Origin of the sequence: Actinokineospora spheciospongiae, assembly GCF_003182415.1 — a bacterium.
Lineage (GTDB): Bacteria > Actinomycetota > Actinomycetes > Mycobacteriales > Pseudonocardiaceae > Actinokineospora > Actinokineospora spheciospongiae.
In genome coordinates this window covers 17315-35269 of sequence record NZ_QHCP01000019.1, presented here as the reverse complement: position 1 = coordinate 35269, position 17955 = coordinate 17315, and the positions used below count along the sequence as shown (strand labels likewise).

Here is a 17955-nt window from a genome sequence, read left to right as displayed (position 1 = left end):
CCCTGGCCCGACATCACCAGCATCGGCGACGACCGCGCCTCGTCTGGGGACCCGCCGACGTCCTCACGCCTGGACCGCCACCGCGTGACCATCGGGCGCCCCCGAAGCCCGACGGCCCGAGTGGAGTGGTCGGCAGCCGGTCACCACCAGCGCGTCGGCACGGCCAGTGCGACCTGTTCGGTCGGTTCGGCGCCCAGTGACTCCTTCTCCCGGGACTTGCCCTTGCCCAGTTCCAGGCCGAGCCTGCCCTCGTCGATGCTCCACCCGACCACACTCGACAGGTGGTGGAAGTACAGGTCGCGGATGCCGCCCCGGTCGAGGGGCAGTTGCGACCAGCTCCGCACGACCGGCCGCTGCGGGTGGTCGAGGACGTGGCCGAACGCCAGCAGTCTGCCGGTGGAGCGGTCGAGGTAGCTGTAGCTGCGCACGTCCGGCTGCGCGGACAGCTCCCGCAGGTACCCGCCGAGGACCCGGACGCGCGGGATCAGCGCACCGCCGTACTTGGCGTCGTTCCAGCGCATGACCTCGGCCACCGGGCGGTCGTCGATGACCGCGCCGGTCTGCACCCGGACCTCCAGGTTGTCGTCGGCGGTCATCCGCTTGACGATGCCGCGCAGGTTGCTGCGCCTGCTGCGCGACAGCGCCATCAGCCACTGCTCGCGGTCGGTCCAGCGTCCGGTGTGGATGGTCCAGAGCGGTTCGGTGGTCAGGGCTTTGCCCACCCGGTGCTTGATCTGGTCCACCTGGTCCGGTCGGACCTGGCGCCACACCACCCCGAGCGCACCCGGCCCCAGCGCCGCGCGCACGGCCCTGGTGTAGGCGTCGGCGAACTCGGCCAGCGGCACGTGCTCGGCCGACCACCAACCGGGCACGGCGGCCGAACCGGGGCCGCGCACGTGCAGCGCCCCCAACCGGGGCCGGGACCCGGCGCGGGCGAAGGAGAACCGGCCCGCGGGCAACCCGAGCCACCCGGCGTTCACCGCGGCGACCGGCTCGGCGCCGTCGAACAGGACGGTGACCAGTTGCGGGGTGCGCGCGCCCCACGCCTGCACGGCGAGCACCGGCCACGCCCAGTCGGCGCGCAGACCGGCCTGGGTGCGCAGGTCGTCCCAGTATGCGGGTTCGGGGTCGGTGCGCGGGTCCAACACGTCGGCTCTCACAGCTCCACCACCGGTTTTCCGTGGATCGGGCAGGCGCCGACGGCCCCCTGCGTGCCGGGGGCGATGTCGACGAGCATCGGCGACCGCTGCCGCAGCAGGGTGAAGGCCAGGCCGAGCGGGGTCGCGCGGGCGTACACGTCGCGGTGGCACAGGTGCCACCGGCCGCAGTCGGCGCGCACGGCCAGGACACCGAGGAGGTCGTCGCGGATGATGCCCGCTCCGGGGTGGTCGCGGGCGGCGGCGAGCGGGACGGGGTGTCCCAGGGGGGCGGTTTCGAGGCCGCGGTACGGGTTCGCCTCGGCCGGGCCGCCCCGGAGGGGGACGAGGTCGGGGAGGCGTTCGACGGCGACCTCGGCGGGGGTGGCACCCGCGTGGGCGCCGGTGCGGCCGGGTACGAGGGTCGGGTCGGTGCGGCCGTGCAGGGCCCACAGTTCGCGGTAGTGCGGGACCGTGGCGAACGCGGTCCGCACCACCCGCCGGTAGGTCGGGGTCCAGAGCAGCGGTCGCACGGTGAGGCAGTGTGCCACGGTGGACCGGCCCGGGAAGTCCGCTGGGTGGAGGAATTCCGGGCGGGTGTCGGCTTCCGGTGGCTGTGTCGGAGCCCGGTCTCTTGCCGCGGGTCCGCTTCGCCTGGACTGCGCCGTGTGCTCCGGCTCAAGAGCCGAGATCTTTTCCGGGGTGCCCGGCCTGCGGTTCGTCGGGCGGTTCGGCACGGCAGGCAGGCGGTTGGCGGGGTTCGGCGTGGCCGGCGGTCGGCGGCGTGGTCGGCGGTTGCGCAGACGAGTCCGACATGTTCGGTGGCTGCGCCGATCGGCTCGGCGTGGCAGGCGGCTGCGTCGGGGGGCGCGGTGGCTGGTTGCTGGCCCGGCGGTTTTCGAGGCGGCCGCTTGTCGCTGCGCCGATGGGGTCCGGGGTGGCTGAATTGGTGGGGGTTCGGGGGCGGTTGGCGACCGGACCCGCGGTCGGCGGAGTGCGGGCCGCTGGGCCAGTGGGTTCGGTGACCGCCGGCCGGGCAGGCGGTTGTGGGGGTCGGCGGCGGCGCCCGGGGTGGCCGGCCGCCGGGCAGGCAGTTCTCGGGGTGGCCGCCTCCCCGGACGCGCCCCGAGCCCGTGGTGGGCTCGGGGCGCGTCCGGGGCCGAGCAGGCGGTCGCGGGGTGGCGCGGGCCCGTGGGCGGGTCAGCGCCCGGCCACCGCGGCGGGTGGGGTGAGGCGGGCGGAGGAGGCGCCCAGGCCGGTCGGGCCGCGCAGGCTCGCCACGACCGTCGGGCCGGAGGTCGACACCGAACCGGTCGCCGGAACCGCCGCTGCCGCCACCGCACCCGGGGAGGCGGGGCCGAACTGGCGGAGCAGGTCCTCCTCGCGGTAGCGGCGGCAGTCCTCGTGCCAGATGAGGATGCCCGCGATCCAGTGCTTCAGCTCCTCGGCGTAGTGCAGCAGCATCGCCTGGGCGTCGGCGTCGAGGTCGTAGTCGGTGAACAGGGCGGGGAGTTCGACCTCGATGACGTGGAGGAACTGGGCCAGGCGGTCGGCGAGCATCCGGCCGACGACGGCGGTGGCGCGCTCCAGGTCGGTGTCGAGGAAGTGCTCGACGACCCGGATGAGGTTGTGCACCTCGCCCTCGAACTGGATCTCCTTCTGGTAGGAGTAGATGTCGTTGATCATCCAGGCGACGTCGGCGGCGGAGTTCTCCAGGGCCTGCACCGGGCGGGTCTGGTAGATGTGGGCGGGGACCGTCTGGCCGTGGCCGATCCGCGACAGGGCCATGGTCAGGTCCGAGCCGAAGGTCCTGCGGCGCATCTCGATGTAGTCCACCGGGTCCGGGATGCGGTTGAGGTGCATGTTCTCCAGCTCCCACAACCAGCTCTCGGTCATCACCACGATGGTCCGCCGGAACGTCTCCCTGGCCTCCGGGGTCATCGGGGCGGACGTGCGCTGCCACAGGTCGACCAGCGACCGTTCCAGCGCGCTCACCGGCACGATGGTCGGCGCGCCGTCGATCGGCATGCACTCGGCCAGGCGGGCGGTGGTGACCTTGGCGGCGGTCATGTCCGGGGTGCGGCCGAACACGACCGGGTACAGGTCGTCGCCGTAGGTGCCCCAGGCCAGCCAGCCGGAGGTGATGTCGAGCTGCTCGGCGCTCGCGTCCGGGTGGATGCCCGCCGCGCACAGCGGCAGGTCGTAGTCGCGGATCTTCTCCTCGGTCCACACGCCCTCGTGCGCCGGGCCGCCGGGCACCGGCTCGAAGATGCCCATCCGCGCGGCCCAGTCGACCACGTTCTCCCTGGCCCGGGCCAGGTGCGGGCTCAGGGTGGTGCCGAACGGGAGGTCGATCGGGGGCTTGCGGAGGGCGCCGACCGGGCGGAACGGGACGTTCGCGTGCCGCCGGGCGCGCACGGCCAGCGACTCCAGCAGCGCCGGGACCAGCCGGGCGGCGGAGGTGCCCAGGCCGGAGGGGCCGAACGGGAACGGCGACCGGGTCGCCTGGGCGTTCTTGTTCATGTAGCGGCTCGAGCGCATGTGCCACTCGTGGCCGCCGGACTGCCAGTCCTGCAGCCCCTTGACGTAGGCGAGGACCTTGAGCCTGCCCTCGGGGTCGACGCCGTGCTCGTCGAACAGCGGCTGCAACTCCGTCAGCGTGGTGTGCTCGAACTGGTGCAGCCGGGAGGTCAGCAGGTCGTTGACGGCGTCGGCGGCCTCCTGGGTGCCGACGTCGAGGAACTTCTCGAACACCAGCACACCGTTGCTCAGCTCACCCTCGTCGTGGACCTCGCGCTCGTAGGAGAACAGGTCGTTGCGCAGGTGCACCGCGTCGGAGAAGGTGTCGCGCAGCACGTGCATCGGCCGGGAGGCGGCGATGACGTGCGGGACCTCGGCGCCCGCCGCGTGCTCGACCAGGTTGGCCGACCAGGGGGCGCCGCCGACCTTGCGGCGCATCTCGATGTACTCGATCGGGTTGGACAGCCGACCCTCGTTGATGTTCGCCAGTTCCCACAGCGACTCGTCGAGCAGGGCCTTGGTGCTGTCGACGAACCGGCGCCGCCAGTCGGCGGTCATGGTGGGGACGGTGCGCACCCACAGGTCGGCCAGGCCCGCCTCCACCGGGTTGGTCGGGACCTCGGTGATCGCCCCCTCGACCGGCATGAACAGCGGCAAGCGGTCCAGGTAGGCGCGGGCGCCCGCCATGTCGTGGGTGCGCTTGAACAGCTCCAGGAAGTGGTCGTCGAAGTAGAAGACCCAGACGTACCAGTCGGTCACCAGGTCGAGTTCCGGGCCGGGGCAGTCCGGGTGGGTGTAGGCGCAGAGCAGGGCGTAGTCGTGGGAGTCGAAGTCGTGTTCGTCCCAGATGACCGTCCCCTCCTGCGGGACGTCGATCATGTCCATCTCGTACGCCCAGGCCTTGCTGTGCACCCGCGCACCGTCGAGGTCGGGGTTCAGGCGCGCGGGGTAGGGCATGTAGAACTCGGGCAGCTCGAACGGCTGCATACGGCACCCGACCTCTCTCGTGCGGTGGCCCGTGGGCCTAGGGCTTCGCGTGCAGACAACCAACTCGCACGCCCCGCGCCAAGATCTTTTGCAGCATTCCACTCGTTTGGGCAACAGAACACGCTGCGTGATCATGCAACAGGACGCTCTCGATGACCGAGGTTTGCCGGATCGGCAACGATCTTTGCCAGACTTCTAGATCGGGGGCAGGCTGGTGCCATGCACAACCACAAGGCGCACGGACCGCACGGCCACCACGACTACTCCCACGAGGTGATGGGCGACATCCTGGAGCAGGAAGGCGCGCTGCACCGCGGTTTCAACGCCGACGCCGCCGCCTGGCTCAGCGGCCTCATCACCGTCCCGGTCGCCCGCGTCCTGGACGCGGGCAGCGGCCCGGGGCTGGCCGCCTGCGTGCTCGCCGAGGCCTTCCCCGACGCCGAGGTCACCGCTCTCGACCCCCAGGACGGGCTGTTGGCCAGGGCCGCCGCCCGCGCCGAGCGCCTGGGCCTGGGCGGCCGGTTCCGCACCCACCGCGCCGAACTCCCGGGCGGCGTCGACGGCTTGGACCCGGTGGACCTGGCCTGGTCCAGCCGGGCCCTGCACCACGTCGGCGACCAGCAGGCCGCGGTGGACGCGCTGGCCGCCACCCTGCGCCCCGGCGGTGTCCTGGCCGTCGTCGAGGGCGGGCTGCCGCCGCGCTGCCTGCCCCGCGACCTCGGCCTGGGCACCCCCGGGCTGGAGGCGAGGATGGACGCCGCGGCCCAGGACTGGTTCAGCGACATGCGCACCGACCTGCCCGAGACGGCGGCCGCGGTCGAGGACTGGACCGGCATGATCACCAAGGCGGGCCTGACCCCGGCGGGGACCAAGACCTTCCTGGCCGACCTGCCCGCCCCCCTGTCGGCGGAGGACCGCCGGTTCGTCCACACCCGCCTCACCATGACCAGGGACCAACTGGCCGACGCCCTGCTCCCCGAGGACAAGGCCACCCTGGAGACCCTGCTCGACCCCGATTCCCCGCACGGCGTCCTGCACCGCCGGGACGTCTTCTTCCTGCACGCCCTGACCGTCCACACAGGACGCAAGGAGTAAGTCAGCCGAGGCAGAACTCGTTGCCTTCCGGATCGGCCAGCACCACGTGGTGGCCGTCGAATTCCGCCAGCCGCCGAGCCCCCAACCCCTCGATCCGCTCGGCGGCGGCGCGAATCCGCGCCCACCGCTCCTGCGGCGTCCCCGTTCCGGCGACCCGGAAGTCCAGGTGCAGCCGGACCTTCTCCACCTTCGGCTGCTTCACCTGCTGGAAGAAGATCCGCGGCCCCACCCCCTCCGGGTCGTGCAGCCACGCCCCGTCGTCGGCGTCGTCGTGCGGGTCCTCGGGGAAACTCGCCACCCACTCCGCCCGCGTCGTGAACGGCGCGGGCGGGGGTTCGTCCTCGTAGCCGAACGCCGCCTTGTAGAACGCGGCCAGCGGTGTCGGTTGCGCGCAGTCGAGCGTCAGATCGATCCGGATCGCCATGCGGGCACGCTAGCGCCGACCCCCGACAATCCCGTGCTCCCGATCCGGTCGGCGCGGGAACGCAGCGATCCGCCCGGGAACGCCCGCGGGCCAGGGGAAACAGCCGTGGCCCTCCGTCGCGGAGGGCCACGGCGCGGGGTCAGGCCGGGTCGCCGCCGTTGTTCTGCCAGGCGTTGACGACGCCGTTCTGGTCGACCACGAGGTAGTCGTCCAGTCCGTCGCCGTTGAGGTCGGCCAGGTGGACGGCGCCGGGGGCGCTGGTGCCCGTGGCGATCCGGCCCATGGGGATGAAACCGGCCTGCCCGTCCCGGTCTCCGCCGATGTTGCGCCAGGCGTCGATCCTGCCGCCGTGGCCCAGCAACGCGTAGTCGGCCAGCCGGTCGCAGGTGAGGTCGGCGAACAGCACGGTGTCGCTGGACGTGCCCACACCGGAGGCGATCCGCCCGCGGGGAATCCAGCCCGCGTGCCCGTCGTGGTCTCCCCCGTTGTTCAACCAGGCGTCGACCGCGTTGGTCTGGGAGACGACGAGGTAGTCGTCGCGCTCGTCGCCGTTGACGTCGGCCAGTTCGATCTGCCTGCTGGTGACGACCTCGGGCACGCCCGTGGCGATCTGCCCGAGCGCGATCCAGCCCTGCGGACCGTTCTGGTCACCGCCGTTGTTGCGCCAGGCGTTGATCTGGCCCTGGGTGCCGATGACGAGGTAGTCGTCGCGGTGGTCGCCGTCGAGGTCGGCGAAGGTGACGGTGTCCGAGGGGCCCGAGCCGGTGCCCCCGGCGACGCGGCCGATCGGAATCCAGCCCGCGTGCCCGTCGTGGTCGCCGCCGTTGTTGCGCCAGGCGTCGACGGCACCGCCGGGGTGCAGCACCAGGTAGTCGTCCCTGCCGTCGCCGTCGAGGTCGGCGAAGCGGACCGAGGGGCCGGTCGCGAAGCCGGTTCCGGAGGCGATCTGACCCCGGGGCAGCCAACTGCCGCCGGGGGTCGGGCAGGACGGCGGCACGGCGCCCCCGGGGGTGATCCAGCCGTCCTGCACGGCGCCGATGATGGCGTGGTGGAAGGCGTCGGCCATCTTGTGGTAGCCGGAGTCGTTGGGGTGCAGGGTGTCGTCGAGGTCGGCGGTGGTCACCCCGCGCATGTCCACCAGGCCGACGTGGTGCCCGTCGGCCTGGTGCCCGGCGACCACCTCGTGCAGCGTCTGGTTGAACGAGTCGATGCGGGCCTGCACGGTGGGCGAGGTCGACGGCACGAGCGTGGCGACCAGCACGACGACGCCGGGCGAGTCCGCGAGCACCCGGTTGATCAGGTGGTTGATCCGCCCCGGCGCCGCGATGGCGTCGCCGCGGTCCATGTCGTTGGTGCCCGCGTGCAGCGTGACGACGTTCGGGCGCAGGGTGGCGACGGAGAGGTCGGCCGCCGCGGTGATCTGGTCGATCATCCAGCCGCTGTGGCCCTCGTGCTGCGGGTCGGACATCGCGCCCGAGCTCAGCGAACCCACGAAGTCCAGGGTCGTGACGTCGCCGCGGAGCTGGTCGTAGAGCTCCGAGCGGTAGCCGGTGTGGTTGGAGCTCCCCACGCCCTCGGTGATCGAGTCGCCCAGCGGCATGACGCGCAGGCTCTGCGTCGGCGTGGGGTCCGGCTGGTCGTCGGGCGGGAAGGTGTACCGCACCGCGAGGTGGTCCGACAGTTGCACGGCCAGGACGGTGCCCTGCAATTCGACGCCGTTGTCCCGCACCATGTAGTCGTAGTGGCTGGTGGGCGCCGTGGCCGGGTGGGTGGGACCGGCGGTGGGGTTCACCACGAAGGGGATGCCGCCGTTGCGCGAATCCCGGTTGAAGTCCCCGAGCGCGTACCAGCGGTAGTCCGCGTGGTCCGCCTGCCGGTGGGCGCCCACCCGCTGGTTGATGTTGTTCAACAACGTCGGCACGTCACCGCCGCTGCCGGAGGCGCCGTGGGCGCTGAAGTACCAGGCGCCGCGCTGGCGCACGCCCAGGGCTGGGCGGTAGGGACCTGCGACCACGTCGATCGCATCGACCCGCTCACGGGTGATGATGGCGAGGTTGACCCGGTGGCCGTTCGGGTCCGTCTCCAGCCAGTAGACGTAGGAGTTCGGCCTGCTCTCCGTCCCGAGCCACCTGAACTCGTGGACCCGCCACTCCCGGCCGGTGCCGTCCGGGATGGTCACGACCTGCTGCTCGATCGCGCTCTCCGGCGGGGAACCCGCTTCCTGCAGGGCCAGGAGGCGGTACTCGCGCATGAGCGGCCCCACCCCGGTCTGCCACTTGTTCTCCGTGCTGTGGCTGGCGCCCTGGAGGTTCCAGGTCCCCACGTTCGGCAAATCCCCGGGGGCGGCCACCGCGGAGCCGGGCGAAGCGATCAGCGCCATCGCCAGGGCGAGCGTGGACACCAGGGCAAGCAACGCCCGCAGAGGTCTGGACACCGGATTCCTCTCGGAGGGGGCGGGGGGGCAGGTACATCCCCGCCCCCGGCAGGAGGGTGCGCAACCAGCACCCAAGAGTGAAGCTATCCAGATAATAGCGTTCTTCGAGGGTCGGCGGTAGACCTCAGGCGGCGGTCAGAACCACGTCCGCATGACACCGGCGCCCAGGAACAGCATGAGGACCGCCGCGCCGATGATCGTGGCGCCCTTCCAGCGGCGCGGGATCTCCCAGGAGGAGGTGAACGGCCGCCGGGCCAGGGCGACGACGCCGAAGGCGGGGAGCCAGGCGATCATCGACAGGATGCTGGCGTAGATCCCCGCGAAGTACCCGATGTGCATCGCTTCCGCGTCCAGGCCGGGGAAGGTCACCAGGCCGATCGCGCCCAGGACGATCGCGGTCGTGGCGTGGACGCCCTGGCGCGGCTGCGGGATCTCGTCCCAGAACATGACCAGGACGCCGGTGTAGACCATGGCGAGCCCGCCGGGGAGCCAGCCGACGATCGTGTCGAGCACCGGGACGGTGCCCACCGCGTCGCTCAGGGCGGGGGCGATGACGAACCAGAACAGCGGGAACAGGGCGATCCAGCCGACGACCGCGGCGATCACCAGGGCCACCCGGGTGCCCGACTCCGCCTCGCGCGGCGGGCGTGCGGCGTACGCCGCGGACGTGGTGGGCGATCCCCCGTGCCGGTTGCGCTTGCGGTTCCTGCGCTTTTTCTGGCTCGCCATGGCGGCAACCCTACAAACCGGACATCGCGCCCGGACCGGTGCCCGCGGATCAGGCGGGCACCGGTCCCGATCACCGGTTCCGATCACCCGGTCACGATCACCCGGTCACGATCACCCAGCGGCCACCGCGATCTTGCCGATCATCGCGGAGCCCTCGACCGCCTCGTGGGCCGCGCGCAGGTTCTCCGGGGTGATGGGGGTGAGCTTCCTGGTCATCGTGGTCCGCAGCACCCCCGCGTCCACCAGCCGCGCCGTCTCCGCGTAGGTCTCCACGTTGCCCTCGGAGAACGGGGAGAAGACCCGGTTCACGTCGGACACCTCCGCGCGCAGCCTGCGGTGGTCCACCACGCGGTGGGCGCCGAGGGTGAGTGCCCACTCGCGGGATTCCGGGCGGGAGGCGGTGGCGACGACGGTCACGCCGGTGAGCCCGCGGGCGAGCTGGACGACCATCGAGCCGACGCCGCCCGCGCCCCCACGACGAGCAGGGTGCCGGTGCTGTCGGCGGTGAGGCCCATGCGCTCGAAGAGGGTTTCCCAGGCGGTGATGGTGGTGAGCGGGAGCGCGGCGGCCTCGGCGCCACGGGCGGGTGAAACGCATTCCCCGTGGCGCCGTATAAAGGGAAGTGAATCCGTCGGGAGCGGGACACGCGAATAGGTGGGGAACACCCGAACAATTCGACCGAATCATTTCCAACCGGTCAATCGAGAATCACGGGGATCAGATGCGCAAACCGGACAGGTTGGGCGTGCTCGCGGCGGCCGTGGCCGCCGCCCTGCTGCTGGGCGGCTGCACCTCCGACACCGGCACGGGCACCGCGGGCGGCGGGCAGGCGGCGGACCGGACCACGCGGGCCGCCGCGGCGGCCGGGGTGGTGGTGGCGCCCGCGGCGGGTGAGCAGGTCGCGCCGACGACACCGATCGTCGTGACCGCGGAGCAGGGCACCCTGGACGCGGTCACCGTGACGAACGCGAAGAAGGCGACCCAGGTCAAGGGCGCGCTGTCGGCCGACCGGAAGACCTGGACCTCCGCCGAACCCCTGGGCTACGCCTCGACCTACCAGGTCAAGGCGACCGTGGTGGACGCCGACGGCCGCAAAGTGGACCGGACGGCCGATGTGACGACCGTGTCGCCCAAGGCGCAGGCCTACCCGTCGTTCATCCCCGCGCCGAGCATCACCGACGTCGGGGTGGGGCAGCCGCTGGTGGTGAAGTTCGACCAGGACGTCACCGACAAGGCCGCCGCGGAGAAGGCGCTCACCGTCACCTCGACCCCCGCGCAGACCGGCGGCTGGTACTGGCTGTCCAAGCGCGAGGCGCACTACCGGCCCAAGGAGTACTGGCAGGCCGGGACGACGATCGCGCTGCACGCGGGGATCTACGGCGTGGACCTCGGCGGCGGCGTGTACGGGCAGACCGACCGCGACCTGACCCTCAAGGTGCACGACTCGTGGGTGGCCAAGGCCGACGGCGCCACCGAGAAGATGGACGTCTTCCAGAACGGCGCCCTGGTCAAGTCGATGCCGATCAGCATGGGCAAGGACGCCACCCCGACGCACCTGGGCGCGCACGTCATCTCGGACAAGAAGCAGAAGTACACGATGGACTCCTGCACCTACGGGGTGTGCCCGCCGGACCCGAAGGCGTACCGGTCGGACGAGAACTTCGCCCTGCGGATCTCCAACGACGGCGAGTTCGTCCACGAGAACCCCAACAGCGTCGGCTCGCAGGGCAGCGCCAACGTCAGCCACGGCTGCATCAACCTCAACGCGGCCAACGCCTCCTGGTTCTTCGACCACTTCAACCTGGGCGACGTCGTCGAGGTGGCCAACTCCGGCGGCCCGCAGCTCCCGGTCTACGACACCTACGGCGACTGGGCCGTGCCGTGGGACGCCTGGGTGGCCGGTTCCGCCGTCAAGTGAGCGGGCGCGGTCAGGTGCGCGTCAGCGGGTGGTGGGACGTCTTGCGCTTTTGTGGCTGGGGTCACCGCACACTCGGGTGCGGTGACCCCAGCGAGCACAGGAGCGCACACGATGACCCGAACCGGCACCCCGGCCCCCACGCTGTTCGTCCTGTTCGGCGGCACCGGTGACCTCGCCAGGCGCAAGCTGTTCCCCGGCCTCTACCGCCTGTACCGCCGGGGGCTGATACCCGGCGGCTTCCGGGTGATCGGCTCCGGCCGCACCTCCCCCGGCACCGACGAGGAGTACCGGTCGCTGCTGGAGGACTGGGTCCGCAAGTTCGCCGGTGACGACTTCGACGACGACGCCTGGGCCCGGTTCGCGGCCAACGTCACCTTCCGCACCTCGACGGCCGCCGACGGGGAAGCGCTCGCCGCGCGGGTGCGGCAGGCGCGCGCCGAACTGGGCCCGGGGACCGAGACCGTGCTGTACCTGTCGGTGCCGCCGACGACCACCGAACCGATGGTGTCCATGCTGGGCCGCACCGGCCTGGCCGAGGGCGCGCGGCTGGTGCTGGAGAAGCCGTTCGGCAGCGACCTGCCCTCGGCGCGGTCGCTCAACACCGCGCTGCACGAGGTGTTCCCCGAGGAGCGGCTGTTCCGGATCGACCACTTCCTGGGCAAGGAGGCGGTGCAGAACATCCTGGCGTTCCGCTTCGCCAACGGCGTGTTCGAACCGCTGTGGAACCGCGACCGGATCGCCTACGTGCAGGTCGACGTGCCGGAGCTGATCGGCATCGAGGGCCGCGCCGCGTTCATGGAGTCGACCGGCACCTTCCGCGACATGGTGTGCACCCACCTGTTCCAGGTGCTCGGCTTCCTGGCGATGGAACCACCGGCGGCACTGACCGCCGACGCGCTGCGCGCGCGCAAGCGCGAGGTGTTCGACGCGCTGCGCCCCATCACCGCCGACGACGTGGTCTTCGGCCAGTACGACGGCTACCGCGACGAGGACGGCGTGGCCGGGGACTCGGCGGTGGAGACGTTCGTGGCGCTGCGGGTGTGGGTGGACAACCCGCGCTGGCGGGGCGTGCCGTTCCTGCTGCGCACCGGCAAGGCGATGGCCGAGTCGCGGCGGACGATCACCCTGGGGCTGCACGAGCCGCCCACGCGGTTGTTCGGGTCGACGGGTGCGCCCAACGAGATCGTGTTCGACCTGTCGGACGACGCCAGGGTGCGGGTGGAGTTGCGGGTGAAGCAGCCCGGTCCCGCGCTGCGGGTGGGGCAGGCGCAGTTGAGCCTGGACGTGGCCGAGGCGTTCCCGGGGAGCCAGGCGTTGGAGGCCTACGAGCGGTTGCTGCTGGACGTGCTGAACGACGACCAGACGTTGTTCACCACCGCGGCGGAGGTGGAGCGGTTGTGGGCGTTGGGAGATCCGGTGCTGGCGGGGAGGCCGCGGGTGCACCGGTATGCCAGGGGTTCCTGGGGGCCGGGGGCGGCTGACGGGCTGCCGGGTGGGCGGGGGTGGCGACTGCCTGAGTGATCCCCGGGGGCTGTGCTGGTTCGGCGCCTGGGACTCTGGTGCCGTGGGTGGATTCGCCTGCTGTTCCAGGAATCGGGGACTTTGGTGGTGCCTGGCTGGGTGGATTCGCTTGCTGTGTGGCGAGATTTGGTGGGGGTGCCCGGCTGGGTGGATTCGCCTGCTGTGTGTGAAGAACCGGGGATTTGTGTGGGGTGCCCGGCTGGGTGGATTCGCTTGGGTGGGGCCCCTACGGCGATCATGTGCTCCAGCGTGTCAGGTGGGGCTGAAAAGATGCCCCACCGCCCAGAGAGGCTGTCACATGATCGCCACCCCCACCCAAGCGAATCCACCCAGCCGGGCAGTTGCTCGTCGGGCCTGCGGTTGCGGGGGTGGTCGGCGGCTGCGCACGGTGGGGTTCCAGGTGGCTGGCCGCCGGGCGGCGGTCGTGGGGGTGGTCGGCGGCTGCGCCGCTGAGCGTTCGGTGAGCCAGCCGCCGGGCGGCGGCTGCAGGGGTGCTCGGCGGCTGCGCCGCTGAGCGTTCGGTGAGCCGGCCGCCGGGCGGCGGCTGCAGGGGTGCTCGGCGGCTGCGCCGCTGAGCGTTCGGTGAGCCGGCCGCCGGGCGGCGGTCGCGGGGGTGGTCGGCGGCTGCGCCGCTGAGCGTTTGGGTGAGCGGGCCGCCAAGCGGCGGTTGTGGGGGTGCTCGGCGGCTGCGCGTGGTGGGGTTCGGTGTGGTGGGGCGCCGAGGGGGCGGTGGGCGGGGTGGTTGCTCGCTGCGCCGGTCGGGTGGCTGGTGGCCGGGTCGATCTCCGGGCGGGGCGCCCTCGGGGGTGCGGGGTGGTGGGCGGTTCGCCGGTGCCGACCGGCGGCCGGGGTCGGGTGCCCGGGTCAGCCTGCGGATTGGGCGCCCGACTGGGCGTCGGTGGGGACCGGGCGGGGTGGGATGGGGTCGCAGGGGACGGCCGCCCAGACGGTCTTGCCCTCGTGGGCGGGGGTCGCACCCCAGGCCAGGGAGAGGCTTTCCACCAGGAACATGCCCCGGCCGGTCACCGCCTCGATGTCCTTGGGCATGACCACCGGGAGCACCGGGCTGTGGTCGTCGACCTCCACCCGCAGGACGTCCGGTTGGGCTGTGCGGCCGACCCGGACACCCCGGACACCGCCGCCGTGTTCTCGGGCGTTGGCGAGGAATTCGCCGCACACCAGGTGCAGTACGTCGAGCCGATCGGGGCCGAGGTCTGCCAACCGCCGGGTCAACTCGCGTCGCAGGTCCGAGGCCGGGGGCACTCCGGGTGCCTCGACCCCCAGGACGACCTCCGCCATCGCCGGTCCCCCGTCGGCCCCTGGCTCATCCGGGCCGTCCACCACCGTGCCACCTCCGTCCGCGCTCGCATCCGCACGTGCGCTCGCAGCCTGAGTACCCCGGTGCCGGGTGGGTGTCACGCCCCACACCGCGAAATCGCTTTCACGTCACCCCGGTGCCGCGGGGGACGCGCGGGACGGGGGCGCGTGAGTTCCCACGATCGGGGGTACTTGACGGGCATGACTTCCGACCACCGGGATCGTCGCCCCTCGCACGACGACCTCACCGCCGGGTTGCGCGGATACCTGCAACTCGTCGCCGACCTCGTCGGGGCCGACCACCGCGCGGGCACCACAGACGTCGGCTCGGTGGCCGCCGCGCTGCTGCCGCTGCCGCACCGGCTGAGCTGGTTCCCCGAGCGGGCGCTGGCGCTGGGCTGGGACGAGGAGCACGGGTGGGCCGCCCAGCTCGCGGGTGCGGACGGCGTCGACCAGCTTCCGGTGTCCTACCTCGGGGTGGACGCGCTCCCCACGCCCAGGGTGGTGGCCTGGTTCCTCAAGGACCTGCTCGCCGGGGGCGACCCCGGGTCGCCGTTCCCGCCCGCGATGCGCGACCGCGGCGAGCGCGACGACTTCGAGGAGCGCCTCAGCGCCTACGCCACCCACTCGGACCACTGAGGCAGGCCACCGGCGGCCAGACCGGCGAAGCCCCACCCGGACCGGCACCGAGCACCGGACGCGGCGGGTACCGAGGTGGTGCGCACGGGCGCAGCGGGTATAAGGACGACATGAGGCTCGGTGTCATCGATGTCGGTTCCAACGCCGCCCAGTTGCTCGTGGTGGACGCGCGGCCGGGTTCGGCGCCGCTGGCGTCGTACGCGTTCAAGCGGCCCACGGTGCTCGGCACGGAGATCGGCCGGGACGGCACGATGTCGACCGAGGGCGTGCGCCGGGTGGTGCGGGCGACCACCGCGGTGGTCGCCAGGGCGCGGTCGCTCGACGTCGCCGAGCTGTACGTCTTCGCCACCTCGGCGGTGCGCGACGCGGCCAACCGGGACGTGATCGTGCGGGCCGTGGAGACCGCGACCGGGTTGCGGCCGCAGTTCCTCTCCGGTGAGGACGAGGCCCGGTTGACCTACCACGCCGCGCACCGCTGGTACGGCTGGTCGGCGGGCAGGCTGCTGCTGCTCGACATCGGCGGCGGCTCGATGGAGATCGTCCTGGGCCGCGACGCCGAGCCGGAGCTGGCCATGTCGCTGCCGCTGGGGGCGGGTCGGATGACCCGCCGGTTCCTGACCGAGGACCCGCCCACCGAGCGGCAGCTACGCAAGCTGACCCGGCACGTCCGCGAGGGCCTGCGCGAGGCGGTGGAGCGGCTGCGCTGGGAGGGCGCCTTCGACCGGGCGATCGCCACCTCCAAGACGTTCAAGCAGCTCGCGCGGCTGGCCGGGGCGCCGCCGCAGAGCGCCGGGCCGTTCGCCAAGCGCGCGCTGAGCGTCGCCGACCTCGACCATTGGCTGCCGGAGCTGGCCGCGATGACCACCGCGCAGCGGGCCGGGCTGCGCGGGGTGTCGCCCGCGCGGGCCGGGCAGGTCGTGGCCGGGGCCGTGGTCGCCAGGACGACCATGACCGCGCTGGGCGTGAGCACCGTGGACATCTGCCCGTGGGCGCTGCGCGAGGGGATCATGCTGCACCAGTTGCAGACCGCCCTGTCCCCCACCGACCCGATGGCGCTGCGCACCGTCCGCCCGATGGCCGACGGCGAGACCTGGCAGCGGACCTAGGCGGTCGTGCCGAGGACGTCCTCGAGGGCGTCGGCGACGGTGAGGGTGGAGTCGAGCATCGTCAGCGCGAGTGCGCGGCGGGCCGGGCCGGTGGCGACCACGGTGAACGGCAGCGCGGCCTCCTCGGCCTCGTTGCGGGCCACGACCAGCGCCGAGAGCCCCGCCGAGCCGAGGAAGCCCACCCCGCTGAGGTTGGCGACCACGCCCTCGGCGGCGGGGGCCTTCGTGGCCTCGGTCAGCGCTTCGGACAGTTGCGCCACGGTGGCCAGGTCGACGTCGCCCACGGCGTGCACGACCACCGTCGGGCCGATCTGCTCGCGGTGCACGGTCAACAGCGGGCTCGTCACCGGTTGGGGTCCTCTCACGCACTGGTCCCGGTGCTTTCCGCACCGCGTGGGACCGGGCTACCCGTATCCGGCCCCGGCAAACCCCGGGCGCGGAACCGGTGTCCATAACCCTGCGCTATGACCCGTTGGGATGGGTGCGGGCCGGTGCGATCGGGGATGCTCTGAGGACCCTGCACCACTCGACGGAGTTCCCCGGCAGCCGCCGAGGGCTCCGGGCGCCGGACCCGCCCCCGTGGGTGGTCCCGGTTCAGGGCCGGACACGCGCCCACGCCCTGCGTGTCCGGCCCGGCCGGGTGCTCCGGCCGGTCAGACCCCCGCGTCGGCCCACAGCGGGGTCCACGGGTCCAGCTCGACGTAGCGGCGCAGCTCGGCGAAGCCGCTGATCCAGCCCATCCAGCCCGCCCAGGGCATGTCCTGGGGGTCGAACCCGCTCTGGGAGAACGTCAGCCGGGTCTTGCCGCCGGACTCCGCCAACTCCCAGGTGGACTGCCCGAGCCCGGCGCCGAAGTCCACGGTGATCCTGCGGTCCGGCTCCAGCTCGGTGATCGTCGCCGGGTTCGGGTTGTGCTCGAAGCCGCCCATGGCCCACCGGCCGCCGACGCGCGGTTCCAGCTCCATCGGGGCGTTGAACCACTCCACGAACTCCGCCGGGTCCATCAGCGCCCGGTAGACCTTCTCCGGGGCGGCGTCGATCAGGTACTCCGCGCGCAGGTCGGTGGCGGTGAAGTCGGGCAGCGGGCCCAGCTCGCGACCTGCCAGGTGGTCGGCGAGGTTGGCCAGGGCCAGCGCCCAGAACGTGCCGGTGAGCCCGATCGTGCCGCCGTCGCCGCCCGCGACGGCGCCCCAGCCGGGGAACTCGGTCTGGGTCAGCGACAGCAGGGTCTCGTCGCCCTCGGGCTTGAGGGCCAGCTCCACGGTGGTCTCGGTGCCCTCGATGGTCCAGGCGAAGCGGACGGTGGTGGCGTCCACGGTCAGCGGGCGCTGGGCGGGTTCGGCGCCCGCGACGGTGTGCCTGCCCCAGAACGCGTAGGTGTCGGGGAGGGCGACCTCGGCGTGCTCGGCGAACCAGGTGCGCAGCTCGGCCGGGTCGGTCAGCGCGGTGTGCACCCGCTCGACCGGGGCGGGCAGGCGCAGGGTGAAGGCCAGGGTCTCAGTCATCGGGGGTTTCCTTCGGGTAGCAGGCCACGACCAGGGAGAAGGCGTCGCCCTCCGCCCCGCCGTGGCGGGTGAACAGCTCTTGCAGGGTGGTGCGCAGGTCGGCGAGGAACTCCGCGCGGTGTTCCGGGGCGACGCGGATCTCGCCCGCGACGCCGACCGAGGGCAGCTCCGGGCGGGACCGGTCGAGGGCGGCGATGTCGACCTGGACCTGCTCGACCAGGTCGAGCAGGTGCCCCAGGTTCAGCTCGTCGCGCTCGCGGCGGGTGCCGATGCGCCCCACCAGGGCGGGCGAGAGCCAGTAGGACCGCGCCGTCGCCTGGAAGACGCCCTCGGTGACCCCGCGCACCCGCCGGTCGGAGACCTGGGTCACGACCCCGGCCTCGACCAGCTTCTTCACGTGGTAGTGGACCCGCTGCGGCGTCTGCCCGAGGGCGGCGGCCACCTCGGTGCACGACCGGGGTTCGGCGAGCTGCCGGAGCACGTCCACGCGCGCCGGTTTGAGCAGGGTCTCCGCCTGCTCGAGCTGGTCGAGGTACAGGATGTCTCTCATCGCAAAAATGATTTTGTACGTTCAAAAAGATTTTGTCAATAGCCGTGACCAGCACTGATGCACACCGGCTGTTC

The 17955-nt window shown here is 72.4% G+C and carries 16 protein-coding genes; 5 read left to right on the top strand and 11 right to left on the bottom strand.

Annotation, left to right across the window (positions count from 1 at the left end; genetic code table 11):
- Nucleotides 1-140 precede the first annotated feature (140 nt).
- From DFQ13_RS33395 to DFQ13_RS31545, 3 genes are all read right to left on the bottom strand, one after another.
- Complete coding sequence (locus DFQ13_RS33395; protein WP_146241424.1) at nucleotides 141-1160, bottom strand: GNAT family N-acetyltransferase; 1020 nt, start codon at nucleotides 1158-1160, stop codon at nucleotides 141-143.
- Nucleotides 1157-1669 carry a hypothetical protein gene (locus DFQ13_RS31550; RefSeq protein WP_233427789.1) on the bottom strand — a complete coding sequence of 171 codons (513 nt, stop codon included), beginning with the start codon at nucleotides 1667-1669 and terminating at the stop codon, nucleotides 1157-1159. The genes DFQ13_RS33395 and DFQ13_RS31550 overlap by 4 nt, the downstream gene beginning before the upstream one ends.
- Nucleotides 1670-2336: 667 nt before the next feature.
- On the bottom strand, nucleotides 2337-4643 hold the full coding sequence (locus DFQ13_RS31545) for a terpene synthase family protein (protein WP_110082445.1): 2307 nt from the start codon (nucleotides 4641-4643) through the stop codon (nucleotides 2337-2339).
- Between the two features lie 219 nt (nucleotides 4644-4862).
- Here DFQ13_RS31545 and DFQ13_RS31540 point away from each other — a divergent pair, with 219 nt between their 5' ends.
- A complete protein-coding gene (locus tag DFQ13_RS31540; protein WP_035285765.1) occupies nucleotides 4863-5738 on the top strand; it encodes a class I SAM-dependent methyltransferase in 876 nt (291 codons plus the stop codon).
- A 1-nt stretch (nucleotide 5739) separates the two neighbouring features.
- On the opposite strand, the gene DFQ13_RS31535 is transcribed toward DFQ13_RS31540, so the two are convergent.
- The 4 genes from DFQ13_RS31535 to DFQ13_RS31520 all read right to left on the bottom strand — a co-directional run bounded on the left by DFQ13_RS31535 (nucleotide 5740) and on the right by DFQ13_RS31520 (nucleotide 9775).
- Complete coding sequence (locus DFQ13_RS31535; protein ID WP_110082444.1) at nucleotides 5740-6162, bottom strand: VOC family protein; 423 nt, start codon at nucleotides 6160-6162, stop codon at nucleotides 5740-5742.
- A gap of 139 nt (nucleotides 6163-6301) precedes the next feature.
- Nucleotides 6302-8596: a GDSL-type esterase/lipase family protein gene (locus DFQ13_RS31530; protein ID WP_146241423.1), complete on the bottom strand. Its 2295-nt coding sequence runs from the start codon at nucleotides 8594-8596 to the stop codon at nucleotides 6302-6304.
- A 135-nt stretch (nucleotides 8597-8731) separates the two neighbouring features.
- Entirely contained in the window at nucleotides 8732-9325 is a 594-nt protein-coding gene (locus DFQ13_RS31525) for a hypothetical protein (RefSeq protein ID WP_110082442.1), read from the bottom strand.
- A 111-nt stretch (nucleotides 9326-9436) separates the two neighbouring features.
- Entirely contained in the window at nucleotides 9437-9775 is a 339-nt protein-coding gene (locus DFQ13_RS31520; RefSeq protein ID WP_219994719.1) for an MDR/zinc-dependent alcohol dehydrogenase-like family protein, read from the bottom strand.
- Nucleotides 9776-10046: 271 nt separating this feature from the next.
- On the opposite strand from DFQ13_RS31520, the gene DFQ13_RS31515 reads away from it, so the two are divergent.
- The gene (locus DFQ13_RS31515; protein ID WP_110082441.1) at nucleotides 10047-11243 is read left to right on the top strand and encodes a L,D-transpeptidase; all 1197 of its coding nucleotides are present in this window, start codon (nucleotides 10047-10049) and stop codon (nucleotides 11241-11243) included.
- Nucleotides 11244-11354: 111 nt separating this feature from the next.
- On the top strand, nucleotides 11355-12764 hold the full coding sequence (gene zwf / locus DFQ13_RS31510; protein ID WP_110082440.1) for a glucose-6-phosphate dehydrogenase: 1410 nt from the start codon (nucleotides 11355-11357) through the stop codon (nucleotides 12762-12764).
- A gap of 864 nt (nucleotides 12765-13628) precedes the next feature.
- On the opposite strand, the gene DFQ13_RS31505 is transcribed toward zwf, so the two are convergent.
- Nucleotides 13629-14063 carry an ATP-binding protein gene (locus tag DFQ13_RS31505; RefSeq protein WP_063935876.1) on the bottom strand — a complete coding sequence of 145 codons (435 nt, stop codon included), beginning with the start codon at nucleotides 14061-14063 and terminating at the stop codon, nucleotides 13629-13631.
- A 219-nt stretch (nucleotides 14064-14282) separates the two neighbouring features.
- Between DFQ13_RS31505 and DFQ13_RS31500 the strand changes: the two genes are divergently transcribed.
- On the top strand, nucleotides 14283-14720 hold the full coding sequence (locus DFQ13_RS31500; RefSeq protein WP_052020621.1) for a DUF6292 family protein: 438 nt from the start codon (nucleotides 14283-14285) through the stop codon (nucleotides 14718-14720).
- A gap of 110 nt (nucleotides 14721-14830) precedes the next feature.
- Nucleotides 14831-15826 (top strand): Ppx/GppA phosphatase family protein, encoded by a 996-nt coding sequence (locus DFQ13_RS31495; protein ID WP_110082439.1) that lies wholly within the window; start codon nucleotides 14831-14833, stop codon nucleotides 15824-15826.
- Here DFQ13_RS31495 and DFQ13_RS31490 read toward each other — a convergent pair.
- From DFQ13_RS31490 to DFQ13_RS31480, 3 genes are all read right to left on the bottom strand, one after another.
- Nucleotides 15823-16173: an STAS domain-containing protein gene (locus tag DFQ13_RS31490; protein ID WP_052020622.1), complete on the bottom strand. Its 351-nt coding sequence runs from the start codon at nucleotides 16171-16173 to the stop codon at nucleotides 15823-15825. The genes DFQ13_RS31495 and DFQ13_RS31490 overlap by 4 nt on opposite strands.
- Before the next feature lie 306 nt (nucleotides 16174-16479).
- Complete coding sequence (locus tag DFQ13_RS31485; RefSeq protein WP_035278691.1) at nucleotides 16480-17331, bottom strand: SRPBCC family protein; 852 nt, start codon at nucleotides 17329-17331, stop codon at nucleotides 16480-16482.
- Nucleotides 17324-17881: an ArsR/SmtB family transcription factor gene (locus tag DFQ13_RS31480; RefSeq protein WP_035278692.1), complete on the bottom strand. Its 558-nt coding sequence runs from the start codon at nucleotides 17879-17881 to the stop codon at nucleotides 17324-17326. The genes DFQ13_RS31485 and DFQ13_RS31480 overlap by 8 nt, the downstream gene beginning before the upstream one ends.
- Nucleotides 17882-17955 lie beyond the last annotated feature (74 nt).

Excerpts from the sequence above, each read along its gene's own strand:
- DFQ13_RS31545 (WP_110082445.1), bottom strand. The coding sequence starts at position 4,643 with ATGCAGCCGTTCGAGCTGCCCGAGTTCTACATGCCCTACCCCGCGCGC.
- DFQ13_RS31540 (WP_035285765.1), top strand. The coding sequence starts at position 4,863 with ATGCACAACCACAAGGCGCACGGACCGCACGGCCACCACGACTACTCC.
- DFQ13_RS31535 (WP_110082444.1), bottom strand. The coding sequence starts at position 6,162 with ATGGCGATCCGGATCGATCTGACGCTCGACTGCGCGCAACCGACACCG.
- DFQ13_RS31525 (WP_110082442.1), bottom strand. The coding sequence starts at position 9,325 with ATGGCGAGCCAGAAAAAGCGCAGGAACCGCAAGCGCAACCGGCACGGG.
- DFQ13_RS31520 (WP_219994719.1), bottom strand. The coding sequence starts at position 9,775 with ATGGTCGTCCAGCTCGCCCGCGGGCTCACCGGCGTGACCGTCGTCGCC.
- DFQ13_RS31515 (WP_110082441.1), top strand. The coding sequence starts at position 10,047 with ATGCGCAAACCGGACAGGTTGGGCGTGCTCGCGGCGGCCGTGGCCGCC.
- zwf (WP_110082440.1), top strand. The coding sequence starts at position 11,355 with ATGACCCGAACCGGCACCCCGGCCCCCACGCTGTTCGTCCTGTTCGGC.
- DFQ13_RS31505 (WP_063935876.1), bottom strand. The coding sequence starts at position 14,063 with ATGGCGGAGGTCGTCCTGGGGGTCGAGGCACCCGGAGTGCCCCCGGCC.
- DFQ13_RS31500 (WP_052020621.1), top strand. The coding sequence starts at position 14,283 with ATGACTTCCGACCACCGGGATCGTCGCCCCTCGCACGACGACCTCACC.
- DFQ13_RS31495 (WP_110082439.1), top strand. The coding sequence starts at position 14,831 with ATGAGGCTCGGTGTCATCGATGTCGGTTCCAACGCCGCCCAGTTGCTC.
- DFQ13_RS31485 (WP_035278691.1), bottom strand. The coding sequence starts at position 17,331 with ATGACTGAGACCCTGGCCTTCACCCTGCGCCTGCCCGCCCCGGTCGAG.
- DFQ13_RS31480 (WP_035278692.1), bottom strand. The coding sequence starts at position 17,881 with ATGAGAGACATCCTGTACCTCGACCAGCTCGAGCAGGCGGAGACCCTG.